Source organism: Xanthobacter tagetidis (genome assembly GCF_003667445.1).
GTDB lineage: Bacteria > Pseudomonadota > Alphaproteobacteria > Rhizobiales > Xanthobacteraceae > Xanthobacter > Xanthobacter tagetidis.
Genome location: NZ_RCTF01000018.1, coordinates 96,441 through 115,946, shown reverse-complemented (window position 1 = coordinate 115,946; position 19,506 = coordinate 96,441). Strand labels below are relative to the sequence as shown.

Annotated in this window: 14 protein-coding genes; 10 read left to right on the top strand and 4 right to left on the bottom strand. The window is 69.4% G+C overall.

Annotated features, from left to right (window positions below):
- Positions 1–683 (bottom strand): hypothetical protein (locus D9R14_RS18605; protein ID WP_121624846.1); only part of this gene is annotated, 683 nt, incomplete at its 3' end.
- Between the two features lie 598 nt (positions 684–1,281).
- Between D9R14_RS18605 and gltB the strand changes: the two genes are divergently transcribed.
- On the top strand, positions 1,282–5,910 hold the full coding sequence (gene gltB, locus D9R14_RS18600; RefSeq protein ID WP_245420883.1) for a glutamate synthase large subunit: 4,629 nt from the start codon (positions 1,282–1,284) through the stop codon (positions 5,908–5,910).
- A gap of 222 nt (positions 5,911–6,132) precedes the next feature.
- Positions 6,133–7,554: a glutamate synthase subunit beta gene (locus tag D9R14_RS18595; RefSeq protein WP_121624844.1), complete on the top strand. Its 1,422-nt coding sequence runs from the start codon at positions 6,133–6,135 to the stop codon at positions 7,552–7,554.
- 125 nt (positions 7,555–7,679) lie between these two features.
- On the opposite strand, the gene D9R14_RS18590 is transcribed toward D9R14_RS18595, so the two are convergent.
- Positions 7,680–9,491, bottom strand: a complete 1,812-nt coding sequence (locus D9R14_RS18590) for a tetratricopeptide repeat protein (protein WP_245420882.1) — start codon at positions 9,489–9,491, stop codon at positions 7,680–7,682.
- Positions 9,492–9,696: 205 nt separating this feature from the next.
- Between D9R14_RS18590 and D9R14_RS18585 the strand changes: the two genes are divergently transcribed.
- Both D9R14_RS18585 and D9R14_RS18580 read left to right on the top strand, forming a co-directional pair.
- Entirely contained in the window at positions 9,697–10,566 is an 870-nt protein-coding gene (locus D9R14_RS18585; RefSeq protein ID WP_121624842.1) for a 4-(cytidine 5'-diphospho)-2-C-methyl-D-erythritol kinase, read from the top strand.
- Between the two features lie 4 nt (positions 10,567–10,570).
- Positions 10,571–10,891, top strand: a complete 321-nt coding sequence (locus tag D9R14_RS18580) for a YnfA family protein (protein WP_121624841.1) — start codon at positions 10,571–10,573, stop codon at positions 10,889–10,891.
- 76 nt (positions 10,892–10,967) lie between these two features.
- Here the strand turns inward: D9R14_RS18580 and D9R14_RS18575 are convergent, their stop codons facing one another.
- Positions 10,968–12,581, bottom strand: coding sequence for a phosphoenolpyruvate carboxykinase (locus D9R14_RS18575; RefSeq protein WP_121624840.1), 1,614 nt, complete (start codon positions 12,579–12,581; stop codon positions 10,968–10,970).
- Between the two features lie 129 nt (positions 12,582–12,710).
- Positions 12,711–13,430, bottom strand: a complete 720-nt coding sequence (locus tag D9R14_RS18570; RefSeq protein ID WP_121624839.1) for a HugZ family pyridoxamine 5'-phosphate oxidase — start codon at positions 13,428–13,430, stop codon at positions 12,711–12,713.
- A gap of 380 nt (positions 13,431–13,810) precedes the next feature.
- Here D9R14_RS18570 and D9R14_RS18565 point away from each other — a divergent pair, with 380 nt between their 5' ends.
- The 6 genes from D9R14_RS18565 (at position 13,811) to D9R14_RS18540 (ending at position 19,379) form a co-directional block, all read left to right on the top strand.
- Complete coding sequence (locus tag D9R14_RS18565; protein WP_121624838.1) at positions 13,811–14,509, top strand: response regulator transcription factor; 699 nt, start codon at positions 13,811–13,813, stop codon at positions 14,507–14,509.
- A complete protein-coding gene (locus tag D9R14_RS18560; RefSeq protein WP_281042019.1) occupies positions 14,506–16,377 on the top strand; it encodes a sensor histidine kinase in 1,872 nt (623 codons plus the stop codon). The genes D9R14_RS18565 and D9R14_RS18560 overlap by 4 nt, the downstream gene beginning before the upstream one ends.
- Positions 16,378–16,381: 4 nt before the next feature.
- Positions 16,382–16,858 (top strand): HPr kinase/phosphorylase, encoded by a 477-nt coding sequence (locus tag D9R14_RS18555; protein WP_121624837.1) that lies wholly within the window; start codon positions 16,382–16,384, stop codon positions 16,856–16,858.
- A 103-nt stretch (positions 16,859–16,961) separates the two neighbouring features.
- The gene (locus tag D9R14_RS18550; protein ID WP_121624836.1) at positions 16,962–17,363 is read left to right on the top strand and encodes a PTS sugar transporter subunit IIA; all 402 of its coding nucleotides are present in this window, start codon (positions 16,962–16,964) and stop codon (positions 17,361–17,363) included.
- Entirely contained in the window at positions 17,332–17,703 is a 372-nt protein-coding gene (locus tag D9R14_RS18545; RefSeq protein ID WP_121624835.1) for an HPr family phosphocarrier protein, read from the top strand. Before D9R14_RS18550 ends, D9R14_RS18545 begins: the two co-directional genes overlap by 32 nt.
- A 200-nt stretch (positions 17,704–17,903) precedes the next feature.
- The gene (locus D9R14_RS18540) at positions 17,904–19,379 is read left to right on the top strand and encodes a sensor histidine kinase (RefSeq protein WP_121624834.1); all 1,476 of its coding nucleotides are present in this window, start codon (positions 17,904–17,906) and stop codon (positions 19,377–19,379) included.
- The last annotated feature ends 127 nt before the right edge of the window (positions 19,380–19,506 follow it).

Below are 19,506 nucleotides of genomic sequence, written 5' to 3'. Positions count from 1 at the left end.
ACCGGCGGCTGCGGCTGGGCGGTCTCGCTGCCCGACGCCTTCGGCGCCTGCCCCGACGCGGGCGCGGCCGCCTGCGGCTGGCCGCCGGCGCCGTCCGGCGTCGCCGCGGGGCTGGGGGCGACCGGCGGCGCGGAGGCCACGGGGCCGGCTGCGAGCCCGGCAGAGGCTGGAGCCTGGGGCGCGGCGACGGGCGGCGCCGACGCCTCCATCAGCTCCGGGGGCTTGGGCGGCGGCAGCGGCACCACCGTCGGACGGGCGGCGACCTTGGGCGGCTTCGGCGCGGCGGGCGGCGCCTGCACCGAGGGCGGCGGGCCGTAGGACGGCGGCCCATAGGGCGGCGGACCGGACACCGGCGGCGGGCCGCCGCCGATGGTGCGCGCCCCGATCACCCGGCCGGTGAAGCCGTCGATGCGCAGCACCACGGGACCTTCCTCGTCCACCGCCGCGACGGTGTAGATGCGCCCGGCGAGCTGGGGCTGCGAGATGCGCCAGTAGCCCATGCCGCGGACGATGTTGCGCACCTCCCAGGGCGGCAGCATCACGTAGCCTGGACGCGGCGGCGCCGCATAGGGACCGGGCGGTGGAGCGGGATAGTAGACCTGCGCGCCGGCCGGCGCCGCGAGGGCCAGCGGCCCCGCCAGGGCAAGGACAAGAGCGGTGGGACGGAGGGAAGCCTTCGGCATGGACGACCTTCGCTGTGACGACCTTCGCTTTGCGCGCACTGATCCCGGTGAGACCCGTCGTTTCGGCGCCGCGGCGTGGCAGAACGGCGAACCGGACGGAACTACAGCGGCTCAATGCGGCAGCGATGGGACCGCAATCGGGCCGCAAGCCGCCGCCTTGTAACAGGCGTCGCGCCGCGGTGGCGAGGCATCGTTGAAACGGCGTTGCGTCGGGAGGGGCTCGTGCCGTACCGTTCTTTCGTCTCGCATGCCGCGTGCGCAATAAATGGTCATTCGGTGCGGCGAGGCGGGCCCCGGGCGCTTGTGAGCGCGCCGATTTTCTGTCATGGTCCACTGGATAGGGAAGTCGTACTGCCCTATCCCCCGTGCCGCAGCCGAGAGTAAGCGCACGCTTGAACGAGCGGGTGCTTTTCTGCGCGGCTGGCGTGGAAGTTGCAAAGCGGCGTGGGAGGGGGCATCTCCACCAGCGTCCGCGCGGGCGCGCGGGATGGAAGCCCTGCGCCGGTTGAGGAGAGGGAAGAAGATGGCACCGATGCATCGCGATGAAGGCCGGAACGGAAGCGTGGCTCAGGGCGCCGCCGCCGTGAAAGGCGCGGCGATGATCGGCCGACCGGCCCCCTTCGGCCTGTTCGATCCGGCGCAGGAGCGGGACGCCTGCGGCGTCGGCTTCATCGCCGACATCAAGGGCCGCAAGTCGCACCGCATCGTCGAGGACGGCATCAAGATCCTGCTCAACCTGGAGCATCGCGGCGCGGTGGGCGCGGACCCGCGCGCCGGCGACGGCGCCGGCATGCTGGTGCAGATCCCGCACAAGTTCTTCCTGAAGGAGGCGGACCGCCTCGGCTTCACCTTGCCCGAGCCGGGCAAGTATGCGGTCGGCCACATCTTCCTGCCGCGCGATCCCAAGGGGCGGGAGATCGTGCGCGAAACCTATGAGCGCGTGCTCGCCGAGGAGGGGCTCTCCCTCATCGGCTGGCGCGCGGTGCCGACCGACAATTCCTCCCTCGGCGCGAGCGTCCTGCCCACCGAGCCGGAGCATGCGCAGGTGTTCGTCGGCCAGGGTGATCTCAGCCTCGACGAGGACGCCTTCGAGCGGCGCCTGTTCGTCACCCGCAAGGTGATCTCGAACGCCGTCTACGGCGCCAACGAGCCGTCGACGGCGGGCTATTACCCGGTGTCGCTGTCCTGCCGCACGCTGGTCTACAAGGGCATGTTCCTCGCCGACCAGCTGGGCGCCTATTATCCCGACCTCTCGGACCCGGACTTCGAGAGCGCGCTCGCCCTCGTGCACCAGCGCTTCTCCACCAACACCTTCCCGGCCTGGCCGCTGGCGCACCCCTACCGCATGGTGGCGCACAACGGCGAGATCAACACCCTGCGCGGCAACGTCAACTGGATGGCGGCGCGGCAGGCCTCGGTCGATTCGGAGCTGTTCGGCTCCGACATCTCCAAGCTCTGGCCCATCTCCTATGAGGGCCAGTCCGACACCGCCTGCTTCGACAACGCGCTCGAATTCCTGGTCCAGGGCGGCTACTCGCTGCCCCACGCGGCCATGATGCTGGTGCCCGAGGCGTGGGCCGGCAACCCGCTCATGGACGAGGAGCGGCGCGCCTTCTACGAGTATCACGCCTCCCTCATGGAGCCGTGGGACGGCCCCGCCGCCATCGTCGCGACCGACGGCCGCCAGATCGTCGCGACGCTGGACCGCAACGGCCTGCGCCCGGCCCGCTACATGGTGACGAGCGACGACACCATCGTCCTCGCCTCGGAAATGGGCGTGCTCACGCTGCCCGAGGAAAAGATCGTCACCAAGTGGCGTCTCCAGCCCGGCAAGATGCTGCTGGTGGACCTCGAGGAAGGCCGCCTCGTCCCCGACGAGGAGATTAAGACCGAGCTCGCCCGCGCCAACCCCTACAAGGAGTGGCTCAAGCACACCCAGCTCGTCCTGGAGGACCTGCGCCCCGTGGAGGCGCGCGAGGTGCGCACCGACGTGTCGCTGCTCGATCGCCAGCAGGCGTTCGGCTACACGCAGGAAGACCTCAAGCTCCTCATGGCGCCCATGGCCATCACCGGCCAGGAGGCCGTCGGCTCCATGGGCACCGACACGCCGATCTCGGTGCTGTCCGACAAGTCGAAGTCCCTGTTCAGCTACTTCCAGCAGAACTTCGCCCAGGTGACGAACCCGCCCATCGACCCGATCCGCGAGGAACTGGTGATGAGCCTCGTCTCCTTCATCGGGCCGCGGCCGAACATCTTCGACCTGGAGGGCACCGCCAAGCGCAAGCGCCTGGAAGTGCGCCAGCCCATCCTCACCAATGAGGACCTGGAGAAGATCCGCTCCATCGGCTTCATGGAGGAGCGGTTCGACACCCGCACGCTCGACATCACCTACGGCACCGAGAAGGGCGCCGCCGGCATGGCGACGGCGGTGGAGCACCTGTGCGAGCGCGCCGAGGCGGCGGTGCACGGCGGCTACAACATCATCATCCTGTCCGACCGGATGACCGGGCCGGACCGCATCCCGATCCCGGCTTTGCTCGCCACGGCGGCGGTGCACCACCATCTGATCCGCAAGGGGCTGCGCACGTCGGTCGGCCTCGTGGTGGAGACCGGCGAGGCGCGCGAGATCCATCACTTCGCCTGCCTTGCGGGCTACGGCGCCGAGGCGATCAACCCCTATCTCGCCTTCGAGACCCTTGTCGACATGCGCGACGAGATCCCCGAGGAGGTGGACGACAAGGAGATCGTCAAGCGCTTCATCAAGTCGGTGGACAAGGGGCTGCTCAAGGTGATGTCCAAGATGGGCATCTCCACCTACCAGTCCTATTGCGGCGCGCAGATCTTCGACGCGATCGGCCTGTCCTCCGAGCTGGTGGACAAGTATTTCTTCGGCACCGCCACCACCATCGAGGGCGTCGGCCTCGCCGAAATCGCCGAGGAGACCGTGCGGCGCCACCAGCTCGCCTTCTCCGACGCGCCGGTCTACCGGCTCTCGCTCGATGTGGGCGGCGAATATGCCTACCGCATGCGCGGCGAGGACCATGCCTGGACGCCTGAGGCGGTGGCGAGCCTCCAGCACGCCGTGCGCGGCGACGCCAAGGACAAGTACCGCGCCTTCGCCGAGATGATGAACGTCGAGGATCGCCGCCTGCTGACGGTGCGCTCGCTGTTCCGCATCCGCGGCGCCGAGGAACTCGGCCAGAAGCCGGTGGACCTCGCCGAGGTCGAGCCGGCCTCCGAGATCGTGAAGCGCTTCGTCACCGGCGCCATGTCGTTCGGCTCCATCTCGCGCGAGGCGCACACCACGCTCGCCATCGCCATGAACCGGATCGGCGGAAAGTCGAACACCGGCGAGGGCGGCGAGGAGGCCGAGCGCTACGTGCCCCTGCCCAACGGCGACAGCATGCGCTCGGCGATCAAGCAGGTGGCCTCCGGCCGCTTCGGCGTGAGCGCGGAATACCTCGTCAATTCCGACGTCATGCAGATCAAGGTGGCGCAGGGCGCCAAGCCCGGCGAGGGCGGCCAGTTGCCCGGCCACAAGGTGGACGCGGTGATCGCCAAGGTGCGCCACTCCACGCCCGGCGTCGGCCTCATCTCACCGCCGCCGCACCACGACATCTATTCCATCGAGGACCTGGCGCAGCTCATCTACGACCTGAAGAACGTGAACCCCGACGCGGATGTGTCGGTGAAGCTGGTCTCCGAGGTGGGCGTCGGCACGGTGGCGGCGGGCGTCGCCAAGGCGCGCGCGGACCACATCACCATCTCCGGCTTCGAGGGCGGCACGGGCGCCTCCCCGCTCACCTCCATCAAGCATGCCGGCTCGCCGTGGGAGATGGGCCTCGCCGAGACCCAGCAGACGCTGGTGGCAAACCGCCTGCGCTCGCGCGTCGCGCTGCAGGTGGACGGCGGCTTCCGCACCGGGCGCGACGTCATCATCGGCGCGCTGCTCGGGGCCGACGAGTTCGGCTTCTCCACCGCGCCCTTGATCTCGGCCGGCTGCATCATGATGCGCAAGTGCCACCTCAACACCTGCCCGGTGGGCGTCGCCACCCAGGACCCGGTGCTGCGCAAGCGCTTCAAGGGCACGCCCGAGCACGTCATCAACTACTTCTTCTTCGTCGCCGAGGAGGTGCGGGAGATCATGGCTTCGCTCGGCTTCCGCAAGCTGGAGGACCTGGTGGGCCGCGCCGACGTGCTGGACCAGCGCGAGGCGATCGACCACTGGAAGGCCAAGGGCCTCGACTTCTCGAAGCTGTTCGCGCAGCCCGACGTGCCGGCCGATGTCGGCATCCGCCATTCCGAGCGCCAGCACCACCCGATCGAGAAGGTGCTGGACCGCACCCTGATCGAGAAGGCGAAGCCGGCTCTGGAGAAGGGCGAGCGGGTCGAGATCGAGACGCCGATCCGCTCGGTGGACCGCTCGGCCGGTGCCATGCTCTCCGGTGCGGTGGCCAAGCGCTACGGCCACCAGGGCCTGCCCGACGACACGATCCACGTGACCCTGCGCGGCACCGCCGGCCAGTCGTTCGGCGCGTTCCTTGCCGCCGGCGTCACCTTCGACCTCATCGGCGAGGGCAACGATTATGTGGGCAAGGGCCTCTCGGGCGGGCGCATCATCGTGCGGCCGCCGGAGAATGCGGCGATCGTGGCGGAGGAATCCATCATCGTCGGCAATACGGTGATGTACGGCGCCATCGAAGGCGAATGCTACTTCCGCGGCATCGCCGGCGAGCGCTTCGCGGTGCGCAATTCGGGGGCAATCGCCGTGGTCGAGGGCACCGGCGACCATGGCTGCGAATACATGACCGGCGGCATTGTGGTCGTGATCGGCCCCACAGGGCGCAATTTCGCGGCCGGCATGTCGGGCGGCGTCGCCTATGTGCTGGACGAGGACAACAGCTTCAAGAAGCGCTGCAACCTCTCCATGGTGGACCTAGAGCCGGTGGAGGAGGAGGAGGACCTGTTGGAGCGCCTCCACCACCACGGCGGCGACCTGGAGTTCAAGGGCCGCATCGACGTGCAGGGCGACATGTCGCGCCACGACGAGGAGCGCCTGCACCAGCTCATCGCCAAGCACCTGCACCACACCGGCTCGGCGCGCGCCCAGCAGATCCTCGACAATTGGGCGGACTACCGCTCCAAGTTCGTCAAGGTGATGCCGGTGGAATACCGGCGCGCTCTGCGCGACATGGAGAAACTGCGCGGCCTCGCGGCGGCGGAATGAGCTGAAAGGCGGCCTGTCCCCGCGCCACGCGGGGCCAGCGCGCTCCCTCTCGCCGGCGGGGAGAGGGTTCGCGACACGCCCGGCTCCCCATGGGGCGCGATCTCCCCGGGCCTCGGTCTTGTCTGCCGGAAGGCGCACGAATTCCGAGTCCTCAAGCTGGAACAATTCTTGTAATGGAGCATCAGGCGCGCGGCGCGGATCGGCTCCTTCGACGAGGTTCGCATGGGTAAGGTCACGGGTTTTCTGGAGATCGATCGGCGCGAGCAGAAGTATCAGCCCGCCTCCGACCGCATCCGCCATTTCCGCGAGTTCACGCTGCCGCTGCCCGACGCCGAGGTGCAGAACCAGGCGGCGCGCTGCATGGATTGCGGCATCCCGTTCTGCCACGGGCCGAACGGCTGCCCGATCCACAACCAGATCCCGGACTGGAACGACCTCGTCTACAACGAGGACTGGGAGGCGGCGGTCGCCAACCTCCATTCCACCAACAACTTCCCGGAGTTCACCGGCCGCGTCTGCCCCGCCCCGTGCGAGGAGGCGTGCACGCTGAACCTCGAGGACATGCCGGTCACCATCAAGACCGTCGAGCAGGCGCTCGCCGACAAGGCGTGGAAGATGGGCTGGATCAAGCCCGAGCTGGCCGCGGCGAAGACCGGCAAGAGCGTCGGCGTGGTCGGCTCCGGCCCGGCCGGCATGGCGGCGGCCCAGCAGCTCGCCCGCGCCGGCCACGAGGTGCACGTCTATGAGCGCGAGCCCAAGGCCGGCGGCCTGCTGCGCTACGGCATCCCCGACTTCAAGATGGAAAAGCACCACATCGACCGCCGCGTGAAGCAGATGGAGGCCGAGGGCGTCACCTTCCATTACGGGGTGAACGTGGGCGTCACCACCTCGACCCAGGAGCTTCTCGACAAGCACGACGCCGTGCTGCTCGCCGGCGGCGCCGAGGCGCCGCGCGATCCCGGCCTGCCCGGCCAGGAGCTGGAAGGCGTGCACTTCGCCATGCCCTATCTGGTGCAGTCCAACCGCCGCGAGGGCGGCGAGCGGATCGACGAGGTGCCGATCCTCGCCTCCGGCAGGCACGTGGTGGTGGTGGGCGGCGGCGACACCGCCTCGGACTGCGTCGGCACCGCGTTCCGCCAGGGCGCGCTGTCGGTGACGCAGCTCGACATCCGCCCGGTTCCGCCGGCGAAGGAGGACAAGCTGGCGGTGTGGCCCTATTGGCCGACCAAGTTCCGCACCTCCTCGTCTCAGGCGGAGGGCGCCGAGCGCGAGTTCGCCTGCGCCACGCTGGGCATCGAGGGCCGCAACGGCCGGGTGACGGGCGTGAAGTGCGCGCGGGTGGACGCCAAGCGCCAGCCCATCTCCGGCACCGAGTTCGTGCTGCGCGCCGATCTCGTCTTCCTCGCCATCGGCTTTGCCGGGCCGCTGAAGGCGGGCCTGCTGGACCAGTCCGGCGCGGCGCTCGACCGGCGCGGCAACCTAGAGGCGGACGACGAGAGCTACCTCACCTCGGTGCCGAAGCTCTATGCGGCGGGCGACATGCGGCGCGGCCAGTCTTTGGTCGTGTGGGCCATCCGCGAGGGCCGCCAGGCCGCCCACGCCATCGACCTCGCGCTGATGGGCGCCACCACCCTGCCGCGCTGAAGCCGGGTCCGGGCTCGGCGCTCCGGACAGGCGCGAGAGGTAGGCCGCAAGGCAGGTCGCAATAGGCAGGTCGCGGAGGCCGGGCGCGAAGGCGCCGGCGCTCCCGAACGGGAGCGGGGCGTCCGTCAGCCGCCCTTCTGATCCTCGGCCTTGCGCACCGGCGGCGCGGCCGGCTCCACCGCGTCGAGGCCCTTGTCGATCTTCCGGACGATCTTTTCCAACTGGTCCGGCTCCGGCTTCAGATCCCGCGCGTGGTTCCACTGGAAGCCCGCCTCCAGGCGCCGGCCCACCTTCCAGTAGGCATCGCCCAGATGGTCGTTGACCACCGGGTCCGTCGGCATGCGCATCACGGCGCGCTCCAGCTCCGCCACCGCCTCGTCATAGCGGCCCATGCGGTAATAGGCCCAGCCCAGGCTGTCGATGATGGCGCCGTCGTCCGGCCGCAGATTGACCGCGCGGCGGATCATGTCGAGGCCCTTGTCGAGATTGATGCCCTGGTCGACCCAGGAATAGCCGAGATAGTTCAGCACATGGGGCTGCTCGGGATTGAGCTCCAGCGCCTTCTTGAAATCCGCTTCCGCCTGCGGCCAGTTCTTCGAGCGCTCGTTGCAGATGCCGCGCGAATAGAACAGCGGCCAGCTTCCGGCGCCGGGCGAGGGCAAGAGCGCGATGGCCTTGCTGTAGGTCACCGCGCACTCGGCGAACATCTTGCGATTGTTCTGGATCCGGCCCATGGCGACGATGGCGTCGAGGTCCTGGGGGTGGCTGGCGATGAACTTGTTCAGGTGGCGCAGCGCCTCGGTGGCGTTGTCGGCGGCGTCCAGATTGACCGCGAGGCGCACCTCGGCATCCCCCTTCAGGGGCGAGCTGGCCGGCACGGACGCGAACAGCTCGATGGCCTTGGCCGGCTGCTGCATCAGTTCGTAGAGTCCGGCCAGCGACATGCTGGCCATGGGATGGTCGGGGTTGAGCCAGATGGCGAGCTGGAGATAGGCGAGCGCGTAATCCTCCAGCCCCTGCCGGCTCAGCACGCCGGCGAGCCCGAACAGCACCTCGGCGGCGCCCTCCTGAGGCGTGCGCACCAGCGGCGGCATGGCCTTTCCGCTCTTGAGCTCGCCCATCATGTACTTGACCAGCGGATCGCCCGAATAGCGCCGGTCGAACTCCTGGTAGCTCTCCAGCGTGGCGGCCGTGCCGACATTGCGCGAGGACCAGCGCACGTGCGCATCCACGGCGCGCACCGTCAGCGGCTCGCTCTTCACCGCGGATTCGAGCCGGACGCCGGCCTCCTTCTTGAGGCCCGCGGCGTCGAGGATGAGGCCGGCGTGCAGGTCCTTGAACTGGCCATACCACACCGGACCCTGGAGCCGGTCGATCAGCTCGACGCCGGTCTTGGGGTTGCCGGACCCGTAGGTCGCCCAGGCGGCCAGCAGCGTGGTGCTGAGGCGGTCCACCAGATCGACGCCGGTGCGCTGCGTCGCCGAGGCGAGCCATGGCGCAAGCAGCATGGCGGTCACGTCGTCGATCGGGCCGCTCACCGCCAGAGAGAGGTTGGTGCGCGCCGTCTGATACTGGCCGCGCTTGATGGCGCGCACCGAGAGCAGGAAGCGCGCGAAGCGGTGGGTGCGGTCCACCTTCACGATCTTGTCGGCATACTTCATCGCGTCGTCCACCTGCCCGCCCAGCAGCGAGGCGAGCATGGTGCGCTCGATGATCTCCTCATTGCCGCGATCGAGCTTGAGCAGGTTGCGCAGATAGAAGGCGGCGATCTCCGATTCCCGCTGCACGGTCGCGAAGCGGGCGGCCAGGTAGCTGCCGGGAAGGGTGATCTCGCTGTCCGAGGGCTGGGCCAGTCCGGGCGTCGGCCGGAGCGCGCCGAACAGGGTGGCGCATCCGGCCAGAAGAAGAGCGGAAGAAAGGGCGCGGAAAAGCTTCACCAGCAATATCCCGAATGTCGACGCGCGGCGTGCGCTGCGAACCGTTAGCCGCGCCAGATGGCGGGAGGATGGCCGCTTTCCTGTTGCGCCGCAAGCGCGGGCAACCCCGCAGACGCCCCGCCCGCGGCCATGCGGGGCCCCGCCGTCCGCCCGCTTCGGGCGCCGGCGCCTTGCCGCGGTTGCGGCGGCGCGGCATAAGCCCTTCATGCACCGACTGACCGAGCGCGCCCCGGCGAAGATCAACCTGACATTGCGCGTGCTTGGCCGCCGCGCGGACGGGTTTCACGATCTCGTCAGCCTGGTGGCGTTCGCGGGGGCCGGCGACCTGCTGCACCTGGTTCCCGGGGCCCCGCTCGGCCTCGACCTCACCGGACCCACGGCGCTGGCGGCCGGCCCGGCCGGCGACAATCTGGTTTTGCGCGCGGCGGCGGGATTTGCCGCCCTGGTCCCCCAGGCGCGGCTCGGCGCCTTCGTGCTGGAGAAGCGCCTGCCGGTGGCGGCCGGGCTCGGCGGCGGCTCGGCCGATGCTGCCGCGGCCCTGCGGCTGCTGGCGCGGCTCAACGATCTGCCCGCCGACGATCCCCGCCTCTTCGCGGTGGCGCAGGACGTGGGGTCGGACGTGCCGGCCTGCCTCGATCCGCGCGCCCGCATCATGCGCGGGCGCGGCGAAGTGCTCTCCGCGCCGCTGCGCATTGCGCCGCTCGCCTGCGTCCTCGTCAATTGCGGCGCGGCGGTGCCGACCGCCCCGGTGTTCAGGGGGCTCGGCCTTCCGCCGGGCGCGCGTCTCGCCGGCCCGGACCATCCCGATGGGCTGCCGCCGGATGCGGACGGCGTGCTCGCGGCCATCCGGGCGGTGCCGAACGATCTGGAGCCGCCGGCGCTCACGATCGCGCCCGCCATCGGCACGGCGAAGGCCCTGCTTGCCGGGGGCCCGGAAGCGCAGTTGGTGCGCATGTCGGGCTCGGGCGCCACCGTCTTCGCCCTCACCGCCGACTGCCGCGCCGCCGCCGCGCTGGCGCGCCGCGTCAAGGCGGCGGAGCCGTCCTGGTGGGTCAAGCCCACCATGCTGAGGTGATGCCGTGACGCTCCCCGCCTTCCTCCTGGCCGCCTTGACCGAGATCGCCGGCTGCTTCGCCTTCTGGCACGTGGTGCGGACCGGCGGCTCGCCCTGGTGGCTGCTGCCGGGCATGGCGAGCCTCGCGGTGTTCGCCCTGGCCTTGACCCAGGTGGAGGCGGAAGCCGCCGGCCGCGCCTTCGCGGCCTATGGCGGCGTCTATATCCTCGCCTCGCTCGCCTGGATGTGGAGCGTGGAGGGCGTGCGGCCGGACCGGTTCGACACCATCGGCGCGGCGCTCTGCCTCGCGGGCGCCGCGGTCATCATCTTCGGTCCGCGGGCGTAACGGTCGCCGGAACGCAAGCGGGGCGGCCGAAGTCGCCCCGCTGCCGATCACGATGGGCCGCGCTCGCTCGCCGCGCTCACTCGGCGGCGAGGCGCACCTGCGGCTGGGCTTCCAGCACCGCCGCGTCCACGTGCTTCTCGAACTTGCCGAAATTCTCCTGGAACATGGCGACGAGCCTGCGCGCGGTGGCGTCGAAGTCCGCCTTGTCCGCCCAGGTCTTGGACGGATAGAGGATGTGCGGCTCGATGCCCGGCACCGAGGTCGGAACCGCGAAGCCGAAATAGGGATCGGTGCGGAAGGACACGTTCTTCAGCGAGCCGTCGAGGGCGCCGGTGAGGAGCGTGCGCGTGACCTTGATGGGCATGCGCCGGCCGACGCCGAACTTGCCGCCGGTCCAGCCGGTATTCACCAGCCAGCAGTCGACGCCATGCTTGGCGATAAGGTCGCGCAGCATGTTGCCGTAGACCGAGGGATGGCGCGGCATGAAGGGGGCGCCGAAGCAGGTGGAGAAGGTGGCTTCCGGGTCCTTCACGCCCTTCTCCGTGCCGGCCACCTTCGCGGTGTAGCCGGACAGGAAGTGGTACATGGCCTGCGCCGGCGTGAGCTTGGCGATGGGCGGCAGCACGCCGAACGCATCGCAGGTGAGCATGACGAGGTTCTTCGGCATGCCCGCCCGGCCGGTCGGGCTGGCGTTGGGGATGAAGTCCAGCGGATAGCAGGAGCGGGTGTTCTCGGTGAGCCGCCCGTCGTCGAAGTCCGGAACGCCGGTGTCGGGATCGAGGATCACGTTCTCCAGCACCGTCCCGAAGCGGTTGGAGGCGGCGAAAATCTCGGGCTCCGCCTCCTTGGAAAGGCGGATCGTCTTGGCGTAGCAGCCGCCCTCGAAATTGAAGACGCCGTCCGGGCTCCAGCCATGCTCGTCGTCGCCGAGCAGCGTGCGTTTGGGATCGGCTGACAGCGTCGTCTTGCCGGTGCCGGAGAGGCCGAAGAACAGGCAGACGTCGCCCGCCCCGCCGACATTCGCCGAGCAGTGCATCGGCATGACGCCCTTCTTGGGCAGCAGGTAGTTGAGGAAGGTGAAGACCGATTTCTTCATCTCGCCGGCATAGGACGAGGAGCCGATCAGCACGATGCCGCGGGTGAAGTCGACGGCGATGATGGTCTCGGAGCGCACGCCGTGGCGGGCCGGATCGGCCTTGAAGCTCGGCAGGTCGATGATGGTCATGTCCGGCACGTAGCTGTCGAGTTCGGACCGCTCGGGCCGGCGCAGCATGGTGCGGATGAACAGAGAGTGCCAGGCGTATTCGGTGTAGACGCGCGCCTTGATGCGGCAGGACGGATCGGCGCCGCCATAGAGGTCCTGCGCGAACAGCTCCTTGCCCGCGGCGGCCTTCAGGAAGTCCTGGTAGAGGGTCTCGAACTGGGCGGGGGTGATGGCGCCGTTATTGTCCCACCAGACCTCGCCTTCCGTGGAGGCGTCGCGCACCACGAACTTGTCCTTGGGGCTGCGGCCGGTATGGACGCCGGTCTCCGCCATCAGCGCCCCGCCGGAGGAGAGCTTGCCCTCATTCTTCGCAAGCGCATGCTCGTAGAGCGCGGGGGCCTGCAGGTTCCAGTGAACCCCGGCGAGATTGCGCAGACCGAAGGCCTCCGCGCCGCAGGCACTGTTGCGATGTCCAGTTTCGAGCACGAACGGCCCTCCTCACGTTTCCCAGCGGCATTATGCCGGCATAGCTCCGCCTGGATGTCTTCTGCATCCAGTATGAAGCGCACTCAAGACTAGAGCGTTCCCGCGGCCAAGAAAATGTCGTTCAAACGTTTAGATCGACGCCGGATTGTCGCGGCGCGCCTCGCCCACCAGGCGCACCAACTCCTTTCGCACCGCAGCAGAATTGGTGCAGGTCTCGGCGAAATCGAGCCGGCGCACGCGGTCGCCCAGGGCGAGTTCGCAGCCCTCCGGGTCGATCGCCAGCATCCGCCAGTCGCCGTCCGGCGCGCCGAGCAGCCGCGTGGCATAGAGCGCCACGGCGTCCGCATGGTCGGAATTCATATGCGCGATGACCCCCTCGGCCGCCGCCTTGAGGTCCGCCGCCGCGCTCCAGTCGGTCAGGAGCTTTGTCCCGGCGACGTCGACGATGCGCCCGAAGCCCTCCACCAGGTGCGCCTCCTCCACCTCCATCCGGTAGAAGGCGAAATCGGCGAAGTCGGCATAGCCTGAGGCATCCGGATGGCGGGCGAGGAAACGCGGCCGGGCGTCGTCGCCGGCGGGCGCGATGCGCCCGAGCAGGCTCGCGCGCGGCGAATTCATGGGATCGGCCACACCCGCCGCCGAGACGAGCAGCGAAATCCGCGGATCGCGGGCGATGTTCCGGGTGTGCCGGGCAAGCCGCGAGATGAGAAAGGTCGGCCGGCCGGCATCGTCGGTCGCCACCGCCACCAGCGAGGCATAGGGCGCGCCGCCGTCTTCCAGCGTGCCGAGCGCGCCGAAGCGGGCCTCCCGGATCAGCCGGCGGACGGCGGTGGCGGCGGTATCGCTCATGGTGGGCCTCCCAATTTCGGTCGGCGGACCATGGCCTTGCGCCAGCCGGCGAGGCAAGCGCGCCAACCCTGCGGCCAATGGCGCAGGCCCCGCCCCGGACGCCCACCGCCCGGCGCAATCGCTTCCGCCGCAAGGCTTTGCCCGCGAGCAAGCATCGGCGCGGGCGGCGCTTCATTGGAGTTGCTCAACTTCCAGGATGCGGCGGAACGGGCCCGGACCCCTGCCACAATTTGGCGTTCACCGAGAATCCCGCTATTTATCGGCCTCTCCGCTTGCGTGTCACATTTCGGCCACGCGAACCGGGTTCACCGCACGAGGCCGCGCAGTATGGCGGCCGGTTCGGGCGGCTGAAGCTCCGGACGGTTGATAAAAGAGGTGTCATGCCCACCATCGCCCTCGTCGACGACGACCGCAACATCCTCACCTCGGTGTCCATCGCACTGGAGGCGGAGGGTTATCGCATCGACACCTACACGGACGGCGCCTCGGCGCTCGACGGCTTCAAGACCAACCCGCCGGACCTCGCGATCCTGGACATCAAGATGCCGCGCATGGACGGCATGGAGCTGCTGCGCCGCCTGCGCCAGAAGACCGACATGCCGGTGATCTTCCTCACCTCCAAGGACGAGGAGATCGACGAACTGTTCGGGCTCAAGATGGGGGCCGACGACTTCATCAAGAAGCCGTTCTCCCAGCGCCTTCTGGTGGAGCGCGTGAAGGCCGTGCTGCGCCGGGTCGGCGCCAAGGACGGCTCGGTCCCGCGCGAGGTCGACAGCGCCAAGGTTCTGGAGCGCGGCAACCTGCGCATGGACCCCGAGCGCCACACCTGCACCTGGAAGAACGAGCCGGTGACGCTCACCGTCACCGAGTTCCTGATCCTCCAGGCCCTCGCCCAGCGCCCCGGCGTCGTGAAGAGCCGCAACGCCCTGATGGACGCGGCCTATGACGACCAGGTCTATGTGGACGACCGCACCATCGACAGCCACATCAAGCGCCTGCGCAAGAAGTTCAAGTCCGTGGACGACAGCTTCGAGATGATCGAGACCCTCTACGGCGTGGGCTACCGCTTCAAGGAATGAGCGCCCCCCAGCGCATCGCGCCGCGCTCCGGCGCGGACGATGACGAGCCCGAACTCTCGCCTGCGGCCCGCGCCGCGGGCGATCCCCCGGCTGCGCCGCGTGATGGCGAACCGCCGGATGCCGCTGCCCTACCGGAAGGCAAGCCGCCCCGCGGCGGCCTCATGGGCGCGATCGGGCGCGCGCGGCGCTTCGTCGCCTTCAAGAGCTTCTCCTCGCTCACCCGCCGCATCGTGCTGCTCAACCTCGCGGGGCTGTGCGCGCTGGTGTCGGGCATCCTCTATCTGTCCGAGTTCCGCGCCGGGCTCATCGATGCCCGCGTGCAGAGCCTGATGGTGCAGGGCGAGATCATCGCCGCCGCCATCGCCTCATCCGCGCAGGTGGAGACCAATGCCATCACCCTCGACCCCGAGCGGCTCCTGGAGCTTCAGGCCGGCGAAAGCTACGGGCCGTCCGAGGAAGGCTTCTCCAGCTTCGAGTTCCCCATCAATCCCGAGCGCGTCGCCCCGGTGCTGCGCCGTCTGGTCGGGCCGACCGGAACCCGCGCGCGCATCTACGACCGCGACGGCCAGCTGCTGCTCGATTCCCGCTCGCTCTATTCGCGCGGAGAGATCCTGCGCTTCGACCTGCCCGATCCGGCGGAACCGGCGCCCACGGTCTTCGAGCGTGCCTGGCGCGTGCTCCAGCTCTGGTTCGGGCGCGGCGACCTTCCGCTCTACAAGGAACTCGGGCCGCAGGCCGGCAAGAACTATCCCGAGGTCGCCGCCGCCGCCGTGGGCGTCAACGACGCCGAGGTGCGCGTCGACGACCGGGGCCGGGTGGTCATCTCGGTGGCGGTGCCGATCCAGCGCTTCCGCGCCATCCTCGGCGTGCTGATGCTGTCCACCCAGGGCGGCGAGATCGACGAGGCGGTGCGCGCGGAGCGCCTCGTGATCGTGCGCGTGTTCCTGGTGGCCGCGGCGGTCATGGTGCTGCTCTCCGTGCTGCTCGCGGGCACCATCGCCGATCCGGTGCGCAAGCTCGCCTCCGCGGCCGAGCGGGTGCGGCGGCGCATCAAGACCCGGGTGGAAATTCCGGACTTCTCCGCCCGCTCGGACGAAATCGGCCATCTCTCCCGCGCCCTGCGCGACATGACGGGGGCGCTCTACAACCGCATCGAGGCGATCGAGAGCTTCGCCGCCGACGTGGCGCATGAATTGAAGAACCCCCTCACCTCGCTCCGCAGCGCCGTCGAGACCTTGCCTCTGGCGAAGTCCGACACCTCGCGCGGCCGGCTGCTGGAGGTGATCCAGCACGACGTGAAGCGCCTCGACCGGCTGATCTCCGACATCTCCGACGCCAGCCGGCTCGACGCCGAACTCCAGCGCCAGGAGGCGGTGGCGGTGGACCTCAAGCAGCTGCTGGAAATGGTGGTGGGCATGGCGCAGGACGTGCGCGGCGACGACGGCGTCGGCGTCACCCTCGCCTTCGAGCGCGGCCCCGGCGCACCGGCGGACTTCGAGGTGGCGGGCCACGCCTCGCGCCTCGGCCAGGTGGTGGACAACCTCGTGTCCAACGCCCGTTCCTTCTCGCCGCGCGGGGCCACCGTGCGCGTCACCTGCCGACGCCTCAAGGACGGCGCGCAGATCGTGGTCGACGACGACGGGCCGGGCATCCGCCCCGACGCCCTCGCCCGCATCTTCGAGCGCTTCTACACCGACCGGCCGCACCAGGGCTTCGGCCAGAATTCCGGGCTCGGCCTGTCCATCTCCCGGCAGATCGTCGAGGCGCACGGCGGCAAGATCTGGGCCGAGAACCGCATGGGCACGGACGAGGCCGGCGCGCCGAAGGTCGAGGGGGCGCGCTTCGTCGTGCGCCTGCCCAAGGTCTGAGGCCGTGTCGGCGGACGGTGCAGACGGTGACACGCAGGCGGCCACGGAACACGGCACCTGCGTCGCCATAGGCGGGCACGGCATCCTGATCATCGGCGCGTCCGGCGCCGGCAAGTCCACGCTGGCGCTGAAGCTGATCCTCGACGCCCCGCGCGCTCTGCCGCCGGCCGAGCTGGTGGCGGACGACCGCGTGATCCTGGAAGCGGCAGACGGTAGCCTCACCGCACGCCCCCCGCCGCTGCTCGCCGGCCTGATCGAGGTGCGGGGGCTCGGCATCCGGCGGCTTTCCCATCGCCCGCAGGTCAAGCTCTCTCATGTGGTGCAGCTCGACCCGTTGGCCCAATTAATGCGCATGCCTAATGAAGATGCATGTTTGGCGCTTATCCGCGGATGCGCGCTGCATCGCATCGCCAGCACAACACCGGAACAGGCCGCGCTTCTTTTGGCTGCCGCGATTTTGACCGCGGATTACCAAAACTAAATGTGCTTTTGTGCGCTGCACCCCTTGCGTATTTTTTGAGCCGCTCTGAATATGTCGCTCCCGCGCTGCGGGAGGCCTTCATGGGGGTGAAGGCGGAGGAATCATGATCGGTCTCGTCCTCGTCACCCATGGCCGCCTCGCCGTCGAATTCTGCTCCGCGCTGGAGCATGTGATGGGGCCGCAGACTCAGATCGAAACCGTGACCATCGGTCCGGACGACGACATGGAGCGGCGTCGCCACGACATCATCGACGCGGTGGCCAAGGCCCAGAGCGGCGACGGCGTGGTGATCCTCACCGACATGTTCGGCGGCACGCCCTCCAACCTCGCGATTTCGGTGATGAATTCGCCGGAAGTGGAGGTTGTGGCGGGCATCAACCTGCCGATGCTGGTGAAGCTCGCCAAGGTGCGGGGCGAACTGCCGCTCGCCGAGGCCGTGAACTGCGCCCAGGAAGCGGGCAGGAAATACATCAATGTCGCGAGCCGTGTCCTTGCCGGCAAATGAGCCCGGCGGCAGCCCCTCGGCGGAATGCGAAGACCCTGCCGCCGCCTGCGGTCGACCGCTCGCGCCGGGCACGCAGTCGCGCTGCCTGCCGATCGTGAACAAGCGCGGCCTGCATGCCCGCGCCTCCGCCAAGTTCGTCCAGCTCGTGGAACGCTTCGACGCCTCGGTCAGCGTCTGCCGGAACGGCGAGGTGGTGGGCGGCACCTCCATCATGGGTCTGATGATGCTGGCGGCGGGCCCGGGAACGTCGATCACCGTCACCGCCCGCGGACGCGATGCCGAAACCGTTCTGGACGCGCTCGAAGCCCTGGTCGCGGAGCGGTTCGGCGAGGAAGAATAGGTCCGCGCGCATCGGCACCGCCCAAGACTTTCGCCGCCTGAACGTCTATGCCGGCCCGGCGTCTTTCCCCTTCTCGCGGCGAATTTACCCTGTGGGCAGGCCGCTCTGGCGGCGGACGCCGATGATACTTATTCTCGCTAAATCGTTATCAGGGCGTCGGCCCGGAGATCCGCAGGGGTTTGGTCCGCCGTAGAGAAGGCATGTTCAGACTAGCAAGCCAGAGCGCCGAGGCCGTCAGCGCGCCGCCAAAGCGGCGCCGCTTCGGCTTGTCGGCCAAGCTGCTTGCCCTCACCGTGGGCGTGGTGGCGGTGGCCGAAGTCTCGGTGCTGGTGCCCACCATCGCCAATTACCGCACCGCCTGGCTGTCCGATCGCCTCGCCGCCGCGCGCACCGCCGCCTTGGTGCTGGACGCCGCGCCGCAGGACCGCATTCCCGCCGACCTCACCCACGATCTTCTGGAGAGCGTCGGCGCCAAGGTGATCGTGGTGAAGAAGGACGACACGCGGCGCCTGCTCGCCATGTCCGACATGCCGCCCGAGGCCGACGTCCATATCGACATGCGCACCGGAAGCCTCTGGAGCATGGTGCGCGGCGCCGCAGACACGCTGCTGGCGCCCAATGGACGCTACCTGCGGCTCGTCGGCGATCCGCCGCCGGGCGGGGACTTCATCGAGATCGTGCTCTCCGAGACGCCGCTGCGCCGCGCCATGCTCGGCTTCGCAGCCACCGTCCTGTTCACGTCGCTGCTCGTGGCGGTGGCGGCAGGCGTTCTCGTCTATCTGTCCCTCAACTGGCTATTCGTGCGGCCGATGCGGCGCCTCACCGAACGCATGTCGGCGTTCCGGGAGAACCCCGAGGATGCCACGCGGATCATCGTCCCCAGCGGCCGCTCGGACGAAATCGGCACGGCCGAGGAGGCGCTGGAGGAGCTCCAGCGCGGCCTGTCCCAGACCCTTCACCAGAAGAGCCACCTGGCCGCCCTCGGCCTCGCGGTCTCCAAGATCAACCACGATCTGCGTAATCTTCTGGCCTCGGCCCAGTTGCTCTCGGACCGGCTGGCCGGTCTGCCGGACCCGACCGTGCAGCGGTTCGCACCCAAGCTGATCGCCGCCCTCGACCGTGCCGTCGCCTATTGCGAGCAGACGCTGTCCTACGGACGGGCGCAGGAGAAGCTGCCGGACCGGCGCGTGGTGCCGCTCGCCCACCTGTTCGATGAAGTGCGGGACACGCTGGGCCTCGGGCCGGGCGCGGCCATCGCCTGGAAGACCGGCATTCAGGACGACCTGGTGGTGGACGCGGACCCGGACCAGCTGTTCCGCGTGATCTTGAACATCACCCGAAATTCCGTTCAGGCGCTAGAATCGCGCGCGCCGAACGATCCGGCCCGCGACCAGCTGATCCTCACGGCGCGGCGCACGCCTTCGGGCACCGAGATCGAGATCGCCGACACCGGGCCAGGCATTCCGCCCGCGCGGCGCGCGCACCTGTTCGAGGCCTTCGTCTCATCCGCGCGCCGCGGCGGAACGGGCCTCGGCCTGCCCATCGCCGACGAACTGGTGCGCGCGCATGGCGGTGAGATCCGCCTTGTCGAGCGCGAGACGGGAACCGCGTTTCGGATCGTCATTCCGGACCAGCCCGGCACGCACAGGCACCGCAGCGAACGCCTGCGGGCCTGAGACACCGCCCGGGCGGGCCTGCGCGCGGCGGAGCCCGGGGCAGAGCGGACATCCGCGCGGCGCCGCCCGTGCGCGCCGTGCCCCCTGTGCCGGCCGTCGCCCGCCCCCAGGTTTTCCACAGCCCGCC